This window comes from Bacillus alkalisoli (assembly GCF_002797415.1).
In the GTDB taxonomy this organism is placed as follows: Bacteria; Bacillota; Bacilli; order Bacillales; family Bacillaceae_I; genus Bacillus_CD; species Bacillus_CD alkalisoli.
On sequence record NZ_KZ454944.1, the window covers coordinates 1,415,914 to 1,436,055 of the forward strand.

General features: G+C 34.4%; 22 protein-coding genes and 1 pseudogene. 13 read left to right on the forward strand and 10 right to left on the reverse strand.

Translation table 11 applies throughout. From position 1 onward, the window contains the following. The first annotated feature begins 80 nt into the window (after positions 1-80). The 3 genes from CDZ89_RS06795 (at position 81) to CDZ89_RS06805 (ending at position 2,879) form a co-directional block, all read left to right on the forward strand. A complete protein-coding gene (locus CDZ89_RS06795; protein ID WP_100333407.1) occupies positions 81-584 on the forward strand; it encodes a hypothetical protein in 504 nt (167 codons plus the stop codon). Positions 585-702: 118 nt separating this feature from the next. Continuing rightward, positions 703-1,122, forward strand: coding sequence for a universal stress protein (locus tag CDZ89_RS06800; protein WP_096153392.1), 420 nt, complete (start codon positions 703-705; stop codon positions 1,120-1,122). A gap of 293 nt (positions 1,123-1,415) precedes the next feature. Beyond that, the gene (locus tag CDZ89_RS06805) at positions 1,416-2,879 is read left to right on the forward strand and encodes a SulP family inorganic anion transporter (RefSeq protein ID WP_096153393.1); all 1,464 of its coding nucleotides are present in this window, start codon (positions 1,416-1,418) and stop codon (positions 2,877-2,879) included. A 58-nt stretch (positions 2,880-2,937) separates the two neighbouring features. On the opposite strand, the gene CDZ89_RS19580 is transcribed toward CDZ89_RS06805, so the two are convergent. The 6 genes and pseudogenes from CDZ89_RS19580 to CDZ89_RS06830 all read right to left on the reverse strand — a co-directional run bounded on the left by CDZ89_RS19580 (position 2,938) and on the right by CDZ89_RS06830 (position 7,377). Next, positions 2,938-3,090, reverse strand: a complete 153-nt coding sequence (locus CDZ89_RS19580; protein WP_157842688.1) for a hypothetical protein — start codon at positions 3,088-3,090, stop codon at positions 2,938-2,940. A gap of 205 nt (positions 3,091-3,295) precedes the next feature. Beyond that, a pseudogene (locus CDZ89_RS20465) lies at positions 3,296-3,731 on the reverse strand (CBS domain-containing protein). 652 nt (positions 3,732-4,383) lie between these two features. Next, entirely contained in the window at positions 4,384-4,995 is a 612-nt protein-coding gene (locus CDZ89_RS06815; protein WP_096153394.1) for a class I SAM-dependent methyltransferase, read from the reverse strand. 31 nt (positions 4,996-5,026) lie between these two features. Next, on the reverse strand, positions 5,027-5,209 hold the full coding sequence (locus CDZ89_RS06820) for a helix-turn-helix domain-containing protein (protein WP_096153395.1): 183 nt from the start codon (positions 5,207-5,209) through the stop codon (positions 5,027-5,029). Positions 5,210-5,487: 278 nt separating this feature from the next. Further along, positions 5,488-5,907, reverse strand: a complete 420-nt coding sequence (locus CDZ89_RS06825; protein WP_096153396.1) for a universal stress protein — start codon at positions 5,905-5,907, stop codon at positions 5,488-5,490. 21 nt (positions 5,908-5,928) lie between these two features. After that, positions 5,929-7,377 (reverse strand): SulP family inorganic anion transporter, encoded by a 1,449-nt coding sequence (locus CDZ89_RS06830; protein WP_096153397.1) that lies wholly within the window; start codon positions 7,375-7,377, stop codon positions 5,929-5,931. A 174-nt stretch (positions 7,378-7,551) separates the two neighbouring features. Here CDZ89_RS06830 and CDZ89_RS06835 point away from each other — a divergent pair, with 174 nt between their 5' ends. Continuing rightward, entirely contained in the window at positions 7,552-7,926 is a 375-nt protein-coding gene (locus CDZ89_RS06835; RefSeq protein WP_096153398.1) for an ArsR/SmtB family transcription factor, read from the forward strand. Next, positions 7,916-10,030, forward strand: a complete 2,115-nt coding sequence (locus CDZ89_RS06840; RefSeq protein ID WP_096153399.1) for a heavy metal translocating P-type ATPase — start codon at positions 7,916-7,918, stop codon at positions 10,028-10,030. Before CDZ89_RS06835 ends, CDZ89_RS06840 begins: the two co-directional genes overlap by 11 nt. Positions 10,031-10,083: 53 nt before the next feature. Here CDZ89_RS06840 and CDZ89_RS06845 read toward each other — a convergent pair whose 3' ends face one another. Next, on the reverse strand, positions 10,084-10,572 hold the full coding sequence (locus CDZ89_RS06845) for an endolytic transglycosylase MltG (protein ID WP_096153400.1): 489 nt from the start codon (positions 10,570-10,572) through the stop codon (positions 10,084-10,086). Continuing rightward, the gene (locus CDZ89_RS06850) at positions 10,569-10,952 is read right to left on the reverse strand and encodes a hypothetical protein (RefSeq protein WP_096153401.1); all 384 of its coding nucleotides are present in this window, start codon (positions 10,950-10,952) and stop codon (positions 10,569-10,571) included. The genes CDZ89_RS06845 and CDZ89_RS06850 overlap by 4 nt, the downstream gene beginning before the upstream one ends. A gap of 158 nt (positions 10,953-11,110) precedes the next feature. Between CDZ89_RS06850 and CDZ89_RS19585 the strand changes: the two genes are divergently transcribed. Genes CDZ89_RS19585 through CDZ89_RS06860 form a run of 3 tightly spaced genes read left to right on the forward strand, consistent with a single transcriptional unit; the run spans position 11,111 to position 13,594 of the window. Continuing rightward, the gene (locus CDZ89_RS19585; RefSeq protein WP_227521451.1) at positions 11,111-11,581 is read left to right on the forward strand and encodes a hypothetical protein; all 471 of its coding nucleotides are present in this window, start codon (positions 11,111-11,113) and stop codon (positions 11,579-11,581) included. Between the two features lies 1 nt (position 11,582). Then, positions 11,583-12,779 (forward strand): glycosyltransferase family 4 protein, encoded by a 1,197-nt coding sequence (locus CDZ89_RS06855; protein ID WP_198508231.1) that lies wholly within the window; start codon positions 11,583-11,585, stop codon positions 12,777-12,779. Positions 12,780-12,796: 17 nt separating this feature from the next. Next, positions 12,797-13,594, forward strand: a complete 798-nt coding sequence (locus CDZ89_RS06860; protein WP_157842690.1) for a nucleotidyltransferase family protein — start codon at positions 12,797-12,799, stop codon at positions 13,592-13,594. 20 nt (positions 13,595-13,614) lie between these two features. On the opposite strand, the gene rpmG is transcribed toward CDZ89_RS06860, so the two are convergent. Beyond that, on the reverse strand, positions 13,615-13,764 hold the full coding sequence (rpmG, locus tag CDZ89_RS06865; protein WP_096153405.1) for a 50S ribosomal protein L33: 150 nt from the start codon (positions 13,762-13,764) through the stop codon (positions 13,615-13,617). A gap of 430 nt (positions 13,765-14,194) precedes the next feature. Here rpmG and CDZ89_RS06870 point away from each other — a divergent pair, with 430 nt between their 5' ends. From CDZ89_RS06870 to CDZ89_RS06890, 5 genes are all read left to right on the forward strand, one after another. Then, positions 14,195-14,761: a 5-formyltetrahydrofolate cyclo-ligase gene (locus CDZ89_RS06870; protein WP_176483694.1), complete on the forward strand. Its 567-nt coding sequence runs from the start codon at positions 14,195-14,197 to the stop codon at positions 14,759-14,761. Beyond that, on the forward strand, positions 14,755-15,540 hold the full coding sequence (locus CDZ89_RS06875; protein WP_100333410.1) for a DUF92 domain-containing protein: 786 nt from the start codon (positions 14,755-14,757) through the stop codon (positions 15,538-15,540). The genes CDZ89_RS06870 and CDZ89_RS06875 overlap by 7 nt, the downstream gene beginning before the upstream one ends. 97 nt (positions 15,541-15,637) lie before the next feature. Then, positions 15,638-16,585, forward strand: a complete 948-nt coding sequence (locus tag CDZ89_RS06880; RefSeq protein WP_100333411.1) for an L-lactate dehydrogenase — start codon at positions 15,638-15,640, stop codon at positions 16,583-16,585. A gap of 292 nt (positions 16,586-16,877) precedes the next feature. Beyond that, a complete protein-coding gene (locus tag CDZ89_RS06885; protein ID WP_227521452.1) occupies positions 16,878-17,063 on the forward strand; it encodes a sodium:proton antiporter in 186 nt (61 codons plus the stop codon). 306 nt (positions 17,064-17,369) lie between these two features. After that, entirely contained in the window at positions 17,370-18,893 is a 1,524-nt protein-coding gene (locus CDZ89_RS06890; RefSeq protein ID WP_096153409.1) for a rhomboid family protein, read from the forward strand. On the opposite strand, the gene CDZ89_RS06895 is transcribed toward CDZ89_RS06890, so the two are convergent. Then, positions 18,868-19,737: a hypothetical protein gene (locus CDZ89_RS06895; RefSeq protein WP_096153410.1), complete on the reverse strand. Its 870-nt coding sequence runs from the start codon at positions 19,735-19,737 to the stop codon at positions 18,868-18,870. The two genes, CDZ89_RS06890 and CDZ89_RS06895, sit on opposite strands and share 26 nt — an antisense overlap. Positions 19,738-20,142: the final 405 nt, after the last annotated feature.

A 20,142-nucleotide genomic window follows, 5' to 3' on the forward strand; every position in this document is an offset into this window, starting at 1 on the left:
GGTGTTTTTGTAGTATCATCGAATACGATAATATGCTATTGTTATTAGAATGGTGGGATTTTTTTCTAGGGGATGTGAAGTTGTTGAAGAAAACTTTTTTCTTTTCTTGTATGTTTGTAGTACTTACTACAATAGTTCTATTATCGTTTGTTTACTTTAGCACTCCGATAGCAATTTACGGTATGGCTGAAAATTACAAGGATGATGATGCTTCAATAATTTATCAGATTGAAAATAATGGAAAAAAAGAATTGGTTATTCAAGAGCTTTATATTAATGATGAAAAAAAGCATACAAATGTTACTTTAGGAATAAGTTACGATTCTATTCAGTATGTACAAGAGGGAACGAATAATTCAAACATTATTTTTCATACGATTGATGAAAAAGCGGTATTGCCAAAGATTAACTATAAAAATGTTATAGAGGTTATTGAACTAAAAAATATGACGCCTATATCATATGGTATTAGAATTATGGATTACCAACAACCAATAGATACAATATCTATTAAATATAAATATTATGGGATTCCAATTACTAAGAAATACAATGTTAGTAATTGGAATCATGATAGTAATTAACATTTTACAAAACTGGCACGGAATGTTTGTGTTTTACTCAGAATTTATTTGTTTGATGTGATAGAATACTAGAAAGAATATTATACATAGTTGTAATCTTGCGTAGGAGGTAATAGTAATGTTTAAGAATATCTTATTAGCAGCAGACGCTTCTGAAAATTCATTGCGAGCAGCAGAAAAAGCGTTAGAGTTAGCAAAATTGGTAAATGGATCTAAAATTACTCTAATCTATGTAGTAGATGGGAAGACTTCCAAAAGCGATGTATTAAGAAGTTGGGATTTAGATGGTATTAAGCATAAACGAGAAGAAAAAATGCGAGCAATCGAAGTTAAAGCAAACGAAGCAAATGTACAATATGAAGTATTAATTGTGCGTGGCGAACCAGCAGAAACGATTTATGAATATGCAAACAACAATAAGATGGATATAGTAATAATCGGTAGTAGGGGTCTTAATCCATTACAAGAAATGGTATTAGGTAGTGTAAGTCATAAAGTGATGAAAAGAGCAGAATGTCCTGTAATGGTAGTAAAATAAATAATGAAAAAAGTGTAAAAACAATTATAGATGTTTTTACACTTTTTATTTTTCCCTAAAAATTGTAAATTCTATGTGAATATTAAACTTTTGACAAATTTGTGAAAAAAGCTAGAAAAAGAGAGAAAATGAAAGAAAAACAGAGGATTTACTGAGTGTACTCGGTTTCATATATGTTTGCTAGAATCAAAAAATGTGGTATGATTCTTTCTGTTGTAAACGGACCTGACTTTTTTGAGAGTAAAAAGTCATTGAAAATTGAATAAATTTAACAACTAAGAAAGAGGTGTGCTATGAACTTAGCAAACATGAGACAAGAATGGTTTGGAAACGTTCGTGGGGATGTTTTAGCAGGTATGACAGTTGCCTTTGCTTTAATTCCTGAGGCGATTGCATTCTCAATCATTGCAGGAGTAGACCCTATGGTAGGGCTATATGCTTCGTTCTGTATCGCTGTAGTAATCGCATTTACCGGTGGACGACCTGGTATGATTTCAGCAGCAACAGGTGCGATGGCATTATTAATGATTACCCTTGTAGCTGAACACGGGGTAGAGTATTTATTTGCGGCAACAATATTAACGGGTATTATTCAGATACTGATGGGTGTATTTAAACTAGGAAAATATTTATCTTTCTTACCGCAGGCTGTAATAATAGGTTTCGTTAATGCGCTAGCTATATTAATATTTATGGCGCAAATCCCGTACTTCATGCCTGAAGAGGGCGGATCTTTCTTAATGGTAGGATTAGTACTTGCGACACTTGCAATTATTTATATTTTACCACGATTTACAAAAGCAATTCCTTCTGCACTAGCTGCAATTGTAGTTATAACGGCAATTACAGTATTTAGTGGCGGTATGGGGCTAGCAACTGTTGGAGATCAAGGAGCTATAACGAAAACATTACCGTTCTTCCATATTCCGATGGTCGAGTTATCTTTTCAAACTTTAATGATTATTTTACCTGTGGCATTAACTCTATCAATTGTAGGTAACTTAGAGTCATTACTAACAGCAACAATCGTAGATGAAATGACAGATACAAAGAGTAATAAAAACCGTGAAATGAAGGGACAAGGTATCGCAAACATTGTTACAGGTTTCTTCGGTGGTATGGCTGGTTGTGCAATGATAGGCCAATCAGTTATAAATGTTAAATCAGGTGGTCGAGGAAGATTATCCTCTTTAATTGCCGGTGTATTTTTATTATTCTTGATTATTGTATTAGGTGACGTAGTTATTCAAATACCTATGGCAGCCCTTGTTGGTGTTATGATCATGGTTTCTATTGGAACGTTTGACTGGCAGTCATTACGTGAATTAAACAAAATCCCAAGACCGGATGCACTAGTTATGGTTGTTACAGTAGCAATCGTGGTTTATACTCACGATTTAGCAAAAGGTGTATTAGCAGGGGTAGTGCTAAGTGCTTTAATATTCGGTTGGAAGATGGCGAAAATTAAAGCTGTTTCCTCTATGGATAATGAAAGAAAAGTATATAAAATCCAAGGACAAATGTTCTTTGGAACAATGGCTCACTTTATCGACTTGTTTGATTACCAAAACGATCCAAAAGAAGTAGTATTCGATTTTAGTGGATCTCACGTTTGGGACCAATCAGCTGTTACAGCAATTGCAAAAGCAAAACTAAAGTATGAAAGATTCGGTAAAAAAGTAATTATTATTGGATTAAATGAAGAGAGTCAAGAATTAGTGAATAAAATTGGCTTATCTGCTCCTTCAGGACATTAACAGATATAGCACCAGTACTCTAGGAATAGGGTATTGGTGCTTTTTTATTGATAAATCTCTATGAGCTGTGATTAAAAAATGGTAAAAATGCTAACAATGTAGCAATTATAGATCCATTTTTTTCATATTGTTTCTTGATTTCCAGTTTTACTTCTTCTTTTTCTTCTTTGAAACTTTGTAAAGCTTTTCTTCTATATTGATAGTCCATCATGTAAATAACATCCTTCCTACCTATAATGTAAGCGTTTACTTAATTATATTATATGTATAAACAGAAAATTCTGCAAACTAATTTTTAATTATTTATTTTAATAGGATTTCCTAAAGAACTTCGATATAAACTTACTACGCAATAAAAACATTTCATCTATGACAGATTAAGAAATCTAAACAGATGAAATGTAAAAGATGACAAATTATTGTAAGTTGTTTTCTGCAGAAATATTTGACAGAGCTTGACCGGCTTCATTCTGATAATTATGATTAGTTGCTAAATCACCTAATGCAACCATTCCTACTAGTTGGTCATTTTCCACAACCGGAAGTCGACGGATTTGATTTTGCGCCTTAAGTTGAGCAGCTTCGTGAACACTCATGTTTGAACTACCAGATACAATATTAGAGGACATGCATTGTGACACTGGATTGTTGATATCTAAATATCTAACCCTTGTGAAGTACAACGAATCGTTATATCACGGTCTGTAATAATTACTGCGAGGTGACATTTTGTACAACTGGTATGGAACCAATGTTGTGTTGACGCATTAATGCAGCAGATTCTTTAATAGATTGTTTAAACTCGATTGCTACTACGTTTCTTGCCATGATGTCATTTAATTGTTGTGTCATTAATAATTCCTCCTTTTCAACATTAAGGTTCTAATATATTTACTAAAATATGCATGTTTAAAAAATTGAATAAATTTTATTGTAAAACTCTTGTTCTTAGTTCCCTTTATAAGTGTAAACTTACATATAAAAAAGCCACAATCACATGAGATTGTGGCATAAATTATTATCCTGTTTTCTTCCCCTTTTGCAGCTTAAAAGAAAACTCTACTTGGCTACCCGAACCTTTACAAGTACTACACTTTTTTGTAAAGAGGGGAAATATTCGATGTTTGGAATAGCCTTTTCCTTTACAGGAAGTACAAACTGTTTTAATTGCCAATGTATTTCCTCCTTTCATCTTGAATGTAATAATGCAAATTATTTAAGTAAATTTCATATTTCAATTCGTTTTATTGAAAACGGATATAAAGTCTGTTTTTTTTTACCGTAGCAATGCGAAGTTCATCACTACTTCTTTTGTTTACAATTAATTTTTGAACATCCTTGTTCATTTTTGTTTTTTTCATTGTTAATACCGCCTCCGAATTGAATGACTTTCCAATTCTTAGATGAGAGACTATTATGATTATGGGAAAGTATTAAGAAATGTTAAGAAATGTTAATAAAGGAAACTCTGGCCTAAACGAGGAAATAACAAGGCCAGATGGGGTTATTTTTTGCAAATGACTATTCCAAGCGGATAGTCTGTACTATTATCCTTCGGGACAATTAAGGGACCTTTTTGATAAAAAAATTGTACATTTTGATAATGATTAAATAATGCAAAGAACTCTTCTCTTGTTAATTGATGCACATGAAAGTTAGATCCACATGGTTTACCTCTTCCTTGGCCGAAAGGAGTGGACAAGATAAGGGTGCCTCCAGGTTTTAACATTGCATACACATTTGATAAAAATTGTTCTTCTCCTTTAACATGCTCAATGGTTTCAAAACTAATTATACAATCGAAAAGTCCGAGCTTTTCAGGGAGGTTTTTGTCCACTACATCCTCTATTTGAAAAGAAGAAAGTGGGTGGTAATACGTATGTTTGGCATATTCAATGACTTCTTTATTTATGTCTACTCCAACAACTGCACTAATTTTCTTTTTTGCTGCTTTGGCCATCATGTGGGTACCATAACCTGAACCACATGCAAAATCTAATACACGGCCATAAAGGTGAGGAATACTAAATTGGTATCTAGCTAAATGTTCTAATAGTAACCCATTCATTGGTTTCATTTTCTCGGGGATTACTCGTTCATCTGTTAGTTCAAGCAATTTCTTATTCACCGCTTTTGTAGTATTATAGTTATATTTTTTTCCCGTTTTTTAGTTCTTCAATTAAAGCCATTAAGTCATCTTTTTTAACTCGCCAATGTCTTCCAATTTTAAAGGCAGGAATTTTTCCTTCTTGCACTAGTTTGTATGTTGTCATTTCGCTAATTTGCAAATATTCTGCTACTTGTGAGATGGTCATAATCTCTTGGGTCATTACTTTATGTTCCTCCAACCTTTTAAATGAATCTATAATTATTATAACAAATTCAATTAGTTAATAAAATAGACATTTCTTTTATAATTAAATATAATTATTTATAATTAATTATACTGATATGTGTTTTTATAGCGAGAAAAAAAGTGAAGTCATTACACCGGTCATTTCAATTGGAAAGAAAATGAGTTCTCCTTGGAAGAAAATATAAAGAAATGTGCTATAATCAAAAAAGTATCGTTTCCCAAAAGATAGTTCGGGATACGATACTTTTTAGTTTATTTTATAATCATAACAGGACAGTTTGCGCGTTTGGCTACTTTATGACTTACACTTCCCAAAACAAATTCTTGTAATGTATTTAAGCCTCTACTTCCGATAACGACTAAATCGAAATTTTGTTCGTTTGCATACTTAACTATTGTCGGCCCAGGTTCCCCGTGCAACCTTTTAACTGAATAAGTAACATTCGCCGCCTTAGCTTGCTCGACAATCCAACCGACTTTTTTCGTTTTTGTTTCTTCTAATTCAATGGAGTTCCAATTTTGTAGCACACTTGACTTCGCTTGATCACCATCTAAAACAAACACTATTTCCAATGTTGAGCTTTTATCACAAGTTGCTACTTGGATTGCTTTTTCTGCAGCTCTTTTTGAATGTTCCGAGCCGTCTGAAGCGAGTAATATTTTTTTGAACATTCCCCTTCACCTCCTAAGTATTTAATGAGAGCTCAGTTTATTGGTTAGCTTTTTTACAAGCTCTGAGCTATCATCATTTAAACCTGTGACTTCAACTGCTATTCCGCTTTCTTCAAACTTATTAACGATTTTGTCAATGGCGGCTACAGCAGAGTCATCCCATAAATGAGTTCGACTTAAATTCAATTCCACCTGCTTAATTTCTTCTTTAAAATCAAACTTTGTTAAAAGTTCAGTAACAGATGCGAAAAATAATTGTCCTCTCACAATATATCTTCTTTTATGATCAACAAGCTTACTATCTACTTCCACTCTAGATATTTTGGATACAAAGAAAATGGCACTTAACAAAATACCTGTGAATACACCGATAGCCAAGTTGTGTGTGAAGACAACGGTAAGTACAGTTACTATCATAACTACTGCATCTGTTTTTGGTAATAAATGAAGTGTCTTTACCGAATTCCAGTCAAAGGTACTTATGGCAACCATAATCATTACTCCAGCTAATGCCGCCATTGGGATTTGGACAACAATGTCCCCTAAAACAACGATAAGGAATATTAAAAATATACCTGCGGCTAAAGATGATAATCTTCCACGTCCACCGGAACTTACGTTTATGATAGATTGTCCAATCATCGCACAACCAGCCATTCCACCAAAAAAGCCAGTAATTATATTAGCTACCCCCTGTCCGTTACTCTCAATATTCTTGTTACTCCCTGTATCCGTCATATCATCCACAATAGAGGCTGTTAAAAGGGATTCTAATATACCTACTAAAGCTAGAGCTAAAGAATATGGTAATATAATTTCTAATGTTTGGAAGTTTAACGGAATATCAGGTAAAAAGAACGTTGGTAACGTTTTAGATATACTACCCATACTTCCTACCGTTCTAACCCCTACATTCCCAAAGATAGCAATAACCGTCACCACTACGATTGCAACTAATGTAGAAGGAATAGCTTTGTTTAAATAAGGAAACAAGTAAATGATGGCTAATGTTAAGGCAACTAGAACAAACATAATCCATGTTTCTCCAACAAAATGATCTAGTTGAGCCATAAATATTAAAATGGCTAATGCATTTACGAATCCTACCATGACAGATCGAGGGATAAATTTCATATATTTAGCAAGTTTGAAAATACCAAAAAGAATTTGCAAAACTCCAGTTAAGATGGTAGCAGCTAATAAGTACTGATATCCGTGCTCTGCAACTAAATGAATAAACAATAAAGCCATAGCACCAGTTGCACCTGAAATCATACCAGGTCGCCCACCAATAAAGGCAATTACAATAGCGATTACAAAGGAAGCATAAAGTCCTACCATTGGATCTACTCCTGCAATGATAGAAAAAGCAATTGCCTCTGGAATTAGTGCTAATGCAACAACTATACCTGCAATAATATCTCCTCTAATATTTCCAAACCAAGAAGAAAAATAATTTGTGTTTTCCATGATGTATTTCCCCTTTCATCTTTATTATTAGTCAAGTAGGAATTCATATTCAGTGATATTACAGGGAAGTGAATCAACTAATAAATATGTGTGAAAAACAAGCTAAATGATTGACCAAAAGCTTGTACGAGTAATAAACTAATATTCAAATGAACGTTTGAATGAGGTGCTGAAATGGTTAGTAAAAACTTAGTTTGTGAAACAACTATAATAAATGAACAAAAAGTTAAAAGGGTAAAAAAAGTAATAGATGAAAAAGTAACAATAGATGTGGCTAAATTTTTCCGTGCATTATCTGATCCAACTAGGTTGAAAATTAGTTATGCATTATATAAAGGGGAAGAGTTATGTGTGTGTGATGTTGCAGAGATAGTTGGTTCGACAAATGCGACTGCCTCACACCACCTAAGACTTCTGAGAGATTTAGGTTTAGCCAAATACAGAAAAGAAGGTAAGCTAGTTTATTATTCTTTAGATGATGATCATGTGAAACAGTTAATTGAAATTGCTTATGAACACCAAAAGGAAGTGACCGAACGTGGAAAATAAAAAAGAATATCGGTTACAAGGATTAACATGCACAAATTGTGCAGCCAAATTTGAAACAAATGTAAAAGAGATTACAGGCGTCGAGGAGGCAAAAATAAACTACGGAGCGGCAAAAATTACGGTTTATGGAAAAACGACCATTAAAGAGTTAGAAAAAGCAGGGGCGTTTGATCAAATTAAAGTAACAGAGTTAGCTCATAATGTTTCAGAAGAACAGAAAGTTCCTCTTTATCAGAAGCATTGGCGTGTTTTGTTATCATTTGTAGCTTTAATTGTTGGTTGGTATTTTTTCTTTACATTGGGTGAAGACCATTACGCGACAATAAGTGCATTCGCCGTAACGATTATTGTTGGAGGATATCGATTGTTTCTTATCGGTCTGAAAAACTTATCAAGGCTTCAATTCGATATGAAAACGCTAATGACAATAGCGATTATTGGTGCAGCCATCATTGGGGAATGGGCAGAAGGTGCGACGGTCGTTATTTTGTTTGCTATAAGTGAAGCACTAGAAACGTATTCAATGGAAAAAGCTAGATCATCTATTCGTTCCTTAATGAATATTGCCCCTAAAAAAGCGTTAATAAAACGTAATAACGAAGAGCGATATGTTTCTGTAGAAGAAATTGAAGTAAATGATATTATGATTGTAAAACCTGGTGAGAAGCTTGCGATGGATGGAAAGATTTTAAGAGGGGTTGCTGCTATAAACACCGCTGCGATTACTGGGGAAAGTATACCATTAACAAAAACCATTGGTGATGACGTTTATGCCGGAACGCTTAACGAAGATGGGTTTATAGAAGTGGAAGTAACAAAACGTGTAGAAGATACAACGCTTTCTAAAATAATATATTTAGTGGAGGAAGCTCAAGCGGAACGTGCTCCATCTCAAGCGTTTGTAGATAAATTTGCCAAGTATTATACACCTTTAATAATGGTAATTGCATTTTTAGTGGCTGTAATTCCACCACTACTTTTTGGCTTATCTTGGGAAGCATGGATATATCAAGGTTTAGCAGTACTTGTTGTAGGTTGCCCTTGTGCACTAGTTATTTCCACACCTATTTCCATCGTTACAGCAATCGGAAATGCAGCTAGAAACGGAGTGCTGATAAAAGGAGGGATTCACCTAGAGCAATTAGGGGCCATTCGAGCGATCGCTTTTGACAAAACAGGTACATTAACAAAGGGGACTCCTGTTGTTACAGATGTTATAGAGTTGGAAGCTTCTAATGAAGAACTATTAAAAAAGGTTATGGCTATTGAAAAAGGATCTAGTCATCCTTTAGCAAAATCAATTGTTAATCATATAGAAAAGATTAAGATGGGTGAATCAAAAACGTTAGACGTAGAAAACATCATCGCTATTCCTGGAAAAGGAGTATCGGGAACGATAAACGGGGAGAAATATAATATTGGAAGTCCTAATTGGTTTATGGAAAGTGAGCACCCAACAATCTCTTCTTATATCAATAGAATAACGGAATTGCAAAATGAAGGAAAGACGGTAATGGTTGCAGGGACTCCTCAAAGAATAGAAGGAATTATTGCGCTGCGAGACGAAGTTAGAACTTCAAGCAAAAATGTAATATCAAAGCTAAAGGAATTTGGTATAGAGAAAACAGTGTTATTAACAGGGGACAATAAACGAACCGCTGAAGTAATAAAGCATCAACTCGGAGTAGATGAAGTACACGCTGAACTTTTACCTGAACAAAAGCTACGTTTAGTTAAAAAACTAAGAGATAACTATAACCACGTTGCGATGGTAGGGGATGGAATAAATGATGCTCCAGCATTAGCTGCCGCTGATATTGGTGTTGCAATGGGAGGAGCAGGTACTGATACCGCACTAGAAACAGCAGACGTGGCATTAATGGCAGACGACCTACAAAAACTACCTTACGCCATTAGTTTAAGCAAAAAAACATTGCAAATTATTAAGCAAAATATCGCATTTTCAATAGGGCTAAAAATATTGGCTTTATTATTAGTAATACCTGGCTGGTTAACGTTATGGATTGCCATTTTTGCGGATATGGGTGCAACGGTTCTTGTAACGTTAAATAGTTTGAGGTTGCTGAAGATTAAGAATAAATAATAGGGGCACAAAAAAGGCCGACGCTCAGATGTCGGCCTTTAATATATTAATCTTTATCTTGTAATGATTTCCGCAATTTCACGGTAAGACATGCCTGTTTGAATTTCATAAGTTCCTGCACGTACTTTCTTCTCTAATCCAGCATCTCCTAGAAACTTAATAAAATCTTTTGCACTCTCAATCAATCCGTCTGACTCTAGTTGTTCTGCAGCAATTTGAGTAGGAACACCACTTTTTATTTCAAACGTATAAACTTTAGGTTCTTCCTCTACTTTTTCTTCTTCTTTCGGCTCTTCAGAATCCTTTGGAGATTCTTCAGCTACTTCAGCCTCTTGTTCTTCTACCTTTTCTTCTTCCATAGAAGGTAATAGACTATCATATTCTTCTTTTGTTAACAAAAAAAGATTATTTTCTGCAACATAAGACTGAATTTGTTCTTCTGTTAGGGCTACTTCTTTTTTTCCTTCAATAGTGTAAGCACATCCAGTTACGCCGGTTGCAAAAAGAATTCCAACTGCTAATGCTCGGAAAGTCGTCTTCATGACGTTTGTTTTCCTTTCATTTTAGCTTTCATGATGGCACGTTCTACTTTATCCATCGGAATAGAAGTAAATTGTGTTATTTGCTCTGCCTTATAACCTTTATGAAATAAAGAAATAATAATCTCTTCATCACTTACATTTTCACTTTTTTCAACAGAAGGTTTGGATGCTTTTTTGACTGTCATTTTTGATGTTGGCCCAACAAGTAATTCCTCTTCTAATACTTTCATTCTTCTTTCAATCTTGTACTTATCTTGAACAACGTCCATAGATAATTGTTCGAACTCTTCCTCTAAATCTTTTACTCTATCTTTTTGTAAGAAAGATAGACCAATAATTACTAGAGAAGCGATAACTAAAAAGATACTAGCAAATAACATGTGGTCACCTCATAAAAAAATTTAATAAACTATAAGTACACTTATTACCATCCATACTATTCGAACTCGGGTTTCTATTTTTGTCTGTACAACCATAATTATTTTACACGAAAAGACAAGTTCCGACAAAACCTTTTGTTGAGAAAGAAGATATGCAAGTGATACGATTGGAAGGAAAGGTAGGTAATAGACAAATGAATCATGTTGCTATACGTACTTCAGAGCACTTTCCAACATTACATATTTCATGGGATTTACCGTTATGGAAATTTACATATTTAGAAACCTTCTTTAATCGTCCATTAGATTCTCTAACTAGTATTGTGAGGGTTTATAAAACAGATAATAAGCCTCCATACAAGTATGTTTCGTATTTGCAAAAACGAATTAACATGGATGAAAAAGAAATCGATGTCGAAGTAGAAGATAACGAACAATACATAGTAGAACTTCTCTTCACTGATAATGAATGTTTCCTTCCAATTGAAAAATCAATAATTATTTCAATGCAAAACAAAACCAAATCTAATACCCCAACTTTAAACTGGATCACAAATGAAAAAAGCAGCAATTGGCGAAATAACTTTTCTACCTATACCTACTATAACATCTCTAATGAGGATGATTAATATGAGTTCAACAATTACCACTATGTTACAACCTTCCTATGAACAAAAAAGAAAGATTCTAATCCTATCTTCAGAGTACCCTCCAAACATGGAAGGAGGGCTTGGAACACATGTAGAAGGACTAAGTAGTTTTTTAGCAAAAGATTACGTAGTGCATGTCATCACACCAAATATACTGGGTGCGCCATCCTATCAACTGTATAAAGAAGTCCATGTTCATCGAGTTGACACTATTAATAATGAAAGTGAACATTTAATAGAATGGATTGGTCAAGTGAATATAGCTATTGTGGAAAAGGTGTTAGAGTTACGTAGTGAGCATAGCTTTCAATTAATACACGCTCACGATTGGCTCGTTGGATATGCAGCCATAACATTGAAGGTAGAGTGTAATGTACCATTAATTATAACCATCCATTCGACAGAATATGGTCGTAGTAAAGTAAATGGATTTATTGGAGATATTCAACATAAAATTAACGAGATAGAAAGTTTACTATTGAAAAAGTCTGACAAGATAATTGTTTGCAGTAAAGGTATGTTAGATGAAGTGTGTTTTATAGAGGAAGTTAAGGGAAAAACAACTATTATTCCTAATGGGATACAAATAGAAGAACAAAACCGGTCTTCTAGTAATCCATCATATTTAGAAAAGAAGAAAGTAGTCTTAGCAATAGGAAGGTTGGTTCCAGAAAAAGGTTTTCAACATCTTGTACAAGCTGCAGCAATTGTATCCAATCAAATAGAAGATGTGTTATTTGTTTTAGCAGGAGTAGGTCCAATGAAAAAAAATCTTGAAAAACAAGTAAAAAGACTAGGTTTAGAGTCATCCTTTCTATTTGTAGGGTACGTGAAAAGTGCTGAGAAGAAAGCATTGATACAAAGTAGTGATGTAGTTGTTATACCTAGTTTATATGAACCGTTTGGAATTGTTGCGATTGAAGCGATGAAAGAACGTAAACCGGTCATTGCTGCCTCTATTGGTGGATTAAAATCAATCATTAAACATGAGCATGACGGACTCCTAGTAGAATGTACAAACCGAAATGAACTCGCTCAGGCCATAAGTCGTATTTTACATAATGAACAAGAATCTGCCACATTTGGGGAGCATGCGTATGAAAAAGTTAGAATACACTATAGTTGGAAACGGGTGATAACATTAACAAAAAGTGTATATAATCATGTATTACGTTAAAATGGGGGTAGGTGAATGTGAAGGCGGTTATTTTAGCAGGAGGGCTTGGTACGAGGCTATTACCGTTAACAGAAACAACACCGAAACCATTAGTGCCATTACAAAATAAACCTGTTATGGAGTATAGTATTGAACTATTAAAAAAACATGGAATAACAGAAATTATTGTAACAATTTGCTATTTAAGTGAGAAAATTAAAAATTATTTCGGTGATGGTTCAAAATGGGGAGTACACATTACGTATGTGGAAGAAATAGAGCCACTTGGAACAGCAGGTTGTGTTAAATTTGCTAAAATATTTTTAGAAGATACGTTCTTAGTCATTAGTGGAGATGCATTAACTGATTTTAATTTACAAAAGGGAATTGATTTTCACGAGAAGCACGAAGCATTAATGACAATCTTTATGGCTAAAACGAAATATCCAACTTACTACGGAATTATGAAAGTAAATGCAGATGGTGAAATCATTGCGTTTAAAGAAAAACCAAAAAGTAATGAGGTTTTTAGTAATATAGTCAATACAGGAATATACGTAGTAAATCCGAAAATATTTTCTTACTTTCCAAATAAAGAAGCGATCGATTTCAGCAAAGATATATTACCTATTCTTTTACAAAATGGGAGTAAAATCATCGGTTATTTAGCAGAAGGGTATTGGATAGATATAGGCAATCATGCTCAATACGAACAGGCAAAGGAAGATCTAAAGCAAAATAAAGTTAGTGTGATAGAGAATGAAGGACAAATGTTTTCAACGCGTTTATGGAAGATGATTATGAAGAAAAAGCAAAAGAAAAAAGAAATAAAATAAGCAGTAGGAAGACCTACTGCTTACTTTGTTTCACGGTGAACTGTTACCTTTTTTAATCTTGGGCTATATTTCTTAAGCTCAAGACGATCTGGGTTGTTACGTTTATTTTTAGTAGTGATGTAGTTACGGTCACCACTCTCAGTGCAAGCTAAAGTTACTTGTACACGCATCTTTATCCCTCCAAACTTTTCAAGCTTCTATTCAGACTTTACTATAATATCACTTATCTAAAAGAAATACCAGTCATTTTTTCAGGAGAATTATATTTCTTTCCTGTTAAGCTATGTCAAAGCTTAGTGGTGATTTATAAATACTTGTACTTGTTGATTTCCGTGCAAGGCTGAGACTCCTGCGGGAGAAGCGGGGTGCGGGAGACCACACAGGCGCTTGCGCCGAGGAGTAAGTTTTTTCACGACAGTGAAAATAACCTTCCTTTTTACCGCCCGCGGAAAGCGAAGCCTTGCACGGAAATCAACAGCGAACTTTAACATAGCATCCTGTTAAAGGTTTAATCAATCAAACATACAGCATTATGGTTGATGCTCTCCTAATAAAAACGATACTATTATAGTATTAAATGTTAAATAAAAGGAGAATAACATGAAAGAGATAAAAAATAAACTTAGAAAAGAAATGAAAGCAAAGCTCAAATGTTACACAGAGCAAGAACATACAAATATGTCTACATACATACAAAAACACCTTTTTGAAACAAAACAGTGGCAAGATGCTAAAACTATCGGAATTACGGTATCACGATTTCCAGAAGTGCGTACAGATGAGATTATCGAAAAAGCTTGGAACGAAGGAAAGAAAATTGCAGTGCCTAAATGTAATCCAACATCTAGTACGATGGACTTCTATGAAATTGTAAGCTTTCACGAATTAGAAGTAGTTTATTTTGGACTAAGAGAACCGATAGTGAGTAAAACAAAATATGTACCGCCATCAGAAATAGATTTAATAATCGTACCAGGTCTTATTTTTGATAAAGAAGGTTACCGCATTGGTTTTGGTGGTGGATATTTTGATCGTTATCTACAAAAATTCCACGGCCGAAAAATCTCTTTAGCATTTTATACTCAAGTTAACGAAGAAGTTCCAAGAGAAAGCTTTGATATTCCAGTGGAAGCAATTATTACGAACGAAGGTGTTCTTACGTGTTAAGTAATCCAATCCTTATGATCTCTGGTATTGTTTTCGTTGCTGTTATAGGATATTTATTAAAAGCATTAAGTTTTTCAGGAGCTATCGGAACCATTATCGTTGGTTGCTTCATTTCATTAGGATTTAAAGGAGAAGGGCTGTTACTCATTGGTGCTTTTTTTGCAAGCTCAAGTCTATGGAGCAAAATCAAAAAGAAGCAAAAAACATCCGGAATTATTCAAAAAGGTAGTAGACGAGATATCATTCAAGTCTTTGCAAACGGCGCAATACCGGCTAGTTTAAGTTTGGTTTATTATCTGTACCCACATGAATGGATTTTAGTCGGTTTTATAACAGCTATCGCTGTAGCGAATTCGGATACTTGGGCTTCTGAAATAGGGCCTTTTAGCAAAACGAAACCGATACATATTCTCACTTTAAGAAAAGTAGAAGCAGGAACATCAGGTGCGGTATCGAATCTAGGAACAATTGCCAGTTTTCTTGGTTCATTATTTATTGCAATTATTGGCCTTTTACTTTTTGAGGTGGGTTATATAATGGCAGGGTGGATTACGTTGTTTGGAATGGTAGGTTGTTTTCTGGATACGATAGTAGGTGCTACTGTTCAAGCACAATATACGTGCAAAAAGTGTGGGCAAACAACAGAACTTACAGAACATTGTAAAGAAAGTACGGTATTAACAAAAGGAATACGAATAGTAAACAATGATTTGGTAAATGTAATGGCGATCATCCTAGCAACAACAGTATCTATGCTGGGTTGGAAAATGCTGTTTTGAAAATGTAACAAAATCGCTTTAATTTGTTCAGTGCTTCACAATCTTTTTTAGTATAATAAAGTCATAGATAAAATTATTAGTGAAAGAGGCGGTTATAATGGCAAATGGAATCAATCGTGTAGTACTTATAGGAACTGGATTTGTAGGTTCAAGTTATGCTTTTGCATTATTAAATCAAGGTGTAACAGAAGAACTTGTATTAATAGATTTAAATAAAGAAAAATCAGAAGGAGATGCAATGGATTTAAATCATGGTATTGCATTCTCTCCTGCACCTACGAAAATTTGGTATGGTGATTATACAGACAGCAAAGATGCAGATATCGTTGTAATAAGTGCAGGTGCAAATCAAAAGCCAGGTGAAACAAGACTTGATTTAGTAGAAAAAAACACTAAAATTTTCAAAAGCATTGTCGAACAAGTAATGGGAAATGGTTTTGACGGTATTTTCTTAGTAGCGACGAACCCAGTTGACATTTTAACTTATGTAACATGGAAATATTCTGGCTTACCAAAAGAAAGAGTCATCGGATCTGGTACCATTCTAGATACTGCAAGATTCCGTTATTTGCTAGGTGACTACTTCCAAGTGGATGCGAGAAATGTGCATGCATACATTATTGGAGAACATGGAGATACAGAGTTACCGGTATGGAGTAGAGCGGATATTGGTGGAAAACCAATTTTAGACATGATGGCAGAAAAAGAAGGTTATAAAGAAGAAGATTTAGAAGAAATCTTTGTAAATGTTCGTGATGCCGCTTACCATATTATCGAAAGAAAAGGCGCGACTTATTACGGCATTGCCATGGGTCTCGTTCGATTAACAAAAGCGATTTTACAAAATGAAAATTCTATCTTAACTGTATCCGCCTATCTAGAGGGGCAATATGATAGCGAAGACATCTACATTGGAGTACCAGCTATCGTTAATAGAAACGGCATACGTGAAATTGTAGAACTAGATTTATGCGAAAAAGAAAAAGAGCAATTCAAACACTCAGTTCAAGTCTTAACTGACATTAAAAATAAAATTAATTTCTAAAAATTAAAGTATGCTTTATATAACTTGTTATGAAAATATGTGTTAAAGATGATGATTATCATTAATTACTAAAATAGCTGTTGATTTTCGTGCAAGACTGAGACTCCTGCGGGAAAAGCGGGGAGCGGGAGACCCCACAGGCGCAAGCGCCGAGGAGGCTCCCGGCCCGCCCGCGGAAAGCGAAGTCTTGCGCGGAAATCAACAGCGGTTTTTAAATAGTTATAAAAAACATGCAGATTTAAGCATGTTTTTTTCTATTTGTAGCAACCTAATGTGTAGGAGGGATTACAATATGATTAGTTCAATGACAAGAATGGTCTTTTTTGTACTTGCTATTTATGCTGCCTATCAAAACCGTTATAAAATTTTAAACTACCTTCTCGGAATTAGTAGCATACGCCGATATGCAGTTCAGTTCGGGATGGACATACCATTTGTACGGGATAGACTAATGCAGTCTGTATTTCGTGGGCAATAAAAGTGAATACTGGTTTAAAAAGCTAACTTCCTCCATATAATGTGAGAAGTTAGCTTTTATTTTTACGCTTATTTTTTTACTTTATAAGAAGAAGAAACTAAAATGATAGTAGATGAATCAATTTCATAATTACGGTTCGTTTAATGAAAAACGAATATTAGTGATATACAAAATAATATGTTCGTTTATTAAGGTGTATAAATACAGAATACGATGCTATTATTCGTTTTTCGTTTAGTAGTCGTACATTATGAAACGGACTCGGATACCGAATCATTGGGAGAGAAGATAAGGGGGTGTCTCATCATGAAGATGGATACCGTATTTTGGAGAATCATTCATCAACTTGTTATTCAGCATGAATATCGATTAATTCATTTAGCAGAAAATGAAAAAGAAATATGGCTAGAAGCTATTGAAAATAAACAGGCACCGATTGTAAGAGTAATAAGAACGGATTTAGATTGGAGCATGTGGTTGCAACGTGACATTGAAAACACTGCTGTGAAAATGCATAATTTTCAAAAGCAACTCCGTAAAAGAAAGTTAGCGACTGTATCTATTTATGTTTCTACATATCCTCCTGTTGATGATTGGGAATTTAGAGTGGATAAACCATATAAATACGAAAATACAACATTATCATCAGTTATAGTGCATAGCCTAAACATCGAGCAGACTTGTAAATCTATTTCTACACTTACCAATAAACAAATTACGATACAAGAAGAGATGGTGTTAGACGAACTTGCTCTAGAGCATTTAAAACATTCGGTTATTTCTGTCGCACAAAAGCGAATAAGAAAAGTAAAGGAATTATTCCAGCATGGTCGTCCATTTTATACGTATATTTTCATTGCGATACAACTGTTTTTCTTTTACTTACTTGAAACCAATGGCGGTAGTCAAAATATTGAAACGCTTATTCAATATGGAGCAAAATATAATCCGCTTATATTAGAAGGGGAATGGTGGAGGTTTTTCACCCCGATTATTTTGCATATTGGAATCTTCCATTTATTAATGAATACGTTGGCGTTATACTATTTAGGAACTGCTGTAGAACGAATGTATGGGAGTGGAAGATTTTTATTTATTTATTTGTTTGCAGGATTTACCGGTACAGTTGCTAGCTTTGTTTTTACCCCTAGCATTTCAGCGGGGGCTTCGGGGGCGATTTTCGGCTGTTTTGGAGCTTTATTATACGTAGGAATCTCTCATCCTAAATTGTTTTTTAGAACGATGGGGACGAATATATTAGTATTAATTGGGATTAATATTTCACTTGGATTTGTTATTCCTGGTATTGATAATGCAGGTCATATCGGTGGATTAATAGGAGGTTTCCTTGCAGCAACTATCATTGCCTTACCAAAACAGAAATTATGGTTGTTACGCCTTGCGACACTCGTTATTTCCCTGGCTATTATTTTTCCATTTTTGGAATACGGCTATGCCAAAAATGAAAACGATCCACAAGTTGCTTTAGTAAAAGCACAACAATTAATGGAAGAAGAAAACTTCCAGGACGCTTATAGTATTCTATATCCAATAGCCTCAAATGAGGATGCTCCTGCAGAAGTATACTTTTATCTGTCGTATGTTGAGATAAAAATGGGTGAATTAGAAAGTGCACAAAAGCACCTCATAAAAGTAACAGAAATGGAACCAAACTTTCATGAGGCGCATTTTAACTTAGCCATCCTATATATAGAGTTAAATGAGTTAGAACTCGCTTTAGAATCCGTGGAACGTGCCATAAACATAAAGCAGGAAGATTCTTACGTAAAGTTAAGAGATGAGATTAATCGTAAGAAATCTTCTGAATAAGTTGGACCGGTGTTCCTTCAGCTGTTTCAAATACAATGAAGACGTGCGTTTTATCAGTAGAAAACAGTAATAACGGAATGGAACTCCCAATCGGGGGGACAATCTGGCCATTATACGTTTTTACTCCTAAAAAATATTCTTTATATAATCCTTCCCAAAGCTTTCCGATGATCTCTTGCGTTTTTTCATACGTAAAGGTAGGGAAAGCTTTTTTGTTATATTCTTGTAATTGTAGTAATGAAATGGCATCATATTTATTTCTCTCAATGTTAAAATAATCAATTGCTTTGTTCCAAGAAAACATTAATTGTTGTTCGGTCACTTTATTTAACACTTGCTGCCACTCTTTTTGCTCATTGTTTTCAGGTTCTTTAAACGCTTGCAATGGAGAAAAGGATGAATCGATGACATATAAATAATCACTACTCATGGATTGGGCGCTTGTGATTTTATCTTCATCATAATGAATTTCCGCGTGGTGAAACGAAATAGATTGAAAGAAGCTACTGTCTTCTCCGTGAATGGAAGCGTATTGACTTAACCCCTGTTTTTCATCCTTCCAATCAGACAAAATAGCTTTTAATCTTCCATCTGCAAATAACAAAGATATATCTTGTCGCAAGTATACGGGTATGGAAGACGACGAAGTGACTTCCCAATTCACGATATATTCATCATTATCTTTCTCATCCATTAACGAAAACTTTGTTGAAGCCTCTTTAATAATAACGGAAGAATCAATAGGAAAAAAAATAATACTCTCCTCGACAATCTCTTGATTTGAATAAATGAAGTAGAAAACAAAGAGAGTACTAATAAGTATTATGACGCTAGATTTACGCATATATGATGCACTTCCATTCAAAATAATATTGATGATAAAAATTAAAAATTGCACATTCTTTAATAATCTTTATAAATTAATCAGTTTCATAATTACGGTTCGTTAAATGTAAAACGAATATTTTAGTGTAATACAAGATAATATGTTCGTTTTAATAAGGTGTTATAAAACAAAAATACGATACTATCATTCGTTTTTCGTATAGTAGTCATACATTATGAAACCGACTCAAATATCAAATAATTAAAGTACAATCTTTAATTCAGTTCGAATTTAAGCGTTGTTAATAGAGACCAATGTTGATTTCAGCTGTAGGTGTGAGACTCGCGGGAAAGCGCGTCAAGGGAGACCCCACAGGCGCTGATGCGCCGAGGAGGCTCCCGCGACCGCCCGTGGAAAGCGAAC

What these genes read in the sequence shown, in the direction of transcription:
- CDZ89_RS06830 (WP_096153397.1), bottom strand. Translation starts at nt 7,377, where the DNA reads ATGGAAAACACAAATTATTTTTCTTCTTGGTTTGGAAATATTAGAGGA.
- CDZ89_RS06825 (WP_096153396.1), bottom strand. Translation starts at nt 5,907, where the DNA reads ATGTTCAAAAAAATATTACTCGCTTCAGACGGCTCGGAACATTCAAAA.
- CDZ89_RS06800 (WP_096153392.1), top strand. Translation starts at nt 703, where the DNA reads ATGTTTAAGAATATCTTATTAGCAGCAGACGCTTCTGAAAATTCATTG.
- CDZ89_RS06805 (WP_096153393.1), top strand. Translation starts at nt 1,416, where the DNA reads ATGAACTTAGCAAACATGAGACAAGAATGGTTTGGAAACGTTCGTGGG.
- CDZ89_RS06850 (WP_096153401.1), bottom strand. Translation starts at nt 10,952, where the DNA reads ATGTTATTTGCTAGTATCTTTTTAGTTATCGCTTCTCTAGTAATTATT.
- CDZ89_RS06845 (WP_096153400.1), bottom strand. Translation starts at nt 10,572, where the DNA reads ATGAAGACGACTTTCCGAGCATTAGCAGTTGGAATTCTTTTTGCAACC.
- CDZ89_RS06885 (WP_227521452.1), top strand. Translation starts at nt 16,878, where the DNA reads ATGATTAGTTCAATGACAAGAATGGTCTTTTTTGTACTTGCTATTTAT.
- CDZ89_RS19580 (WP_157842688.1), bottom strand. Translation starts at nt 3,090, where the DNA reads ATGATGGACTATCAATATAGAAGAAAAGCTTTACAAAGTTTCAAAGAA.
- CDZ89_RS06835 (WP_096153398.1), top strand. Translation starts at nt 7,552, where the DNA reads ATGGTTAGTAAAAACTTAGTTTGTGAAACAACTATAATAAATGAACAA.
- rpmG (WP_096153405.1), bottom strand. Translation starts at nt 13,764, where the DNA reads ATGCGTGTACAAGTAACTTTAGCTTGCACTGAGAGTGGTGACCGTAAC.
- CDZ89_RS06820 (WP_096153395.1), bottom strand. Translation starts at nt 5,209, where the DNA reads ATGACCCAAGAGATTATGACCATCTCACAAGTAGCAGAATATTTGCAA.
- CDZ89_RS06870 (WP_176483694.1), top strand. Translation starts at nt 14,195, where the DNA reads ATGAAAGAGATAAAAAATAAACTTAGAAAAGAAATGAAAGCAAAGCTC.
- CDZ89_RS06895 (WP_096153410.1), bottom strand. Translation starts at nt 19,737, where the DNA reads ATGCGTAAATCTAGCGTCATAATACTTATTAGTACTCTCTTTGTTTTC.
- CDZ89_RS06855 (WP_198508231.1), top strand. Translation starts at nt 11,583, where the DNA reads ATGAGTTCAACAATTACCACTATGTTACAACCTTCCTATGAACAAAAA.
- CDZ89_RS06880 (WP_100333411.1), top strand. Translation starts at nt 15,638, where the DNA reads ATGGCAAATGGAATCAATCGTGTAGTACTTATAGGAACTGGATTTGTA.
- CDZ89_RS06890 (WP_096153409.1), top strand. Translation starts at nt 17,370, where the DNA reads ATGAAGATGGATACCGTATTTTGGAGAATCATTCATCAACTTGTTATT.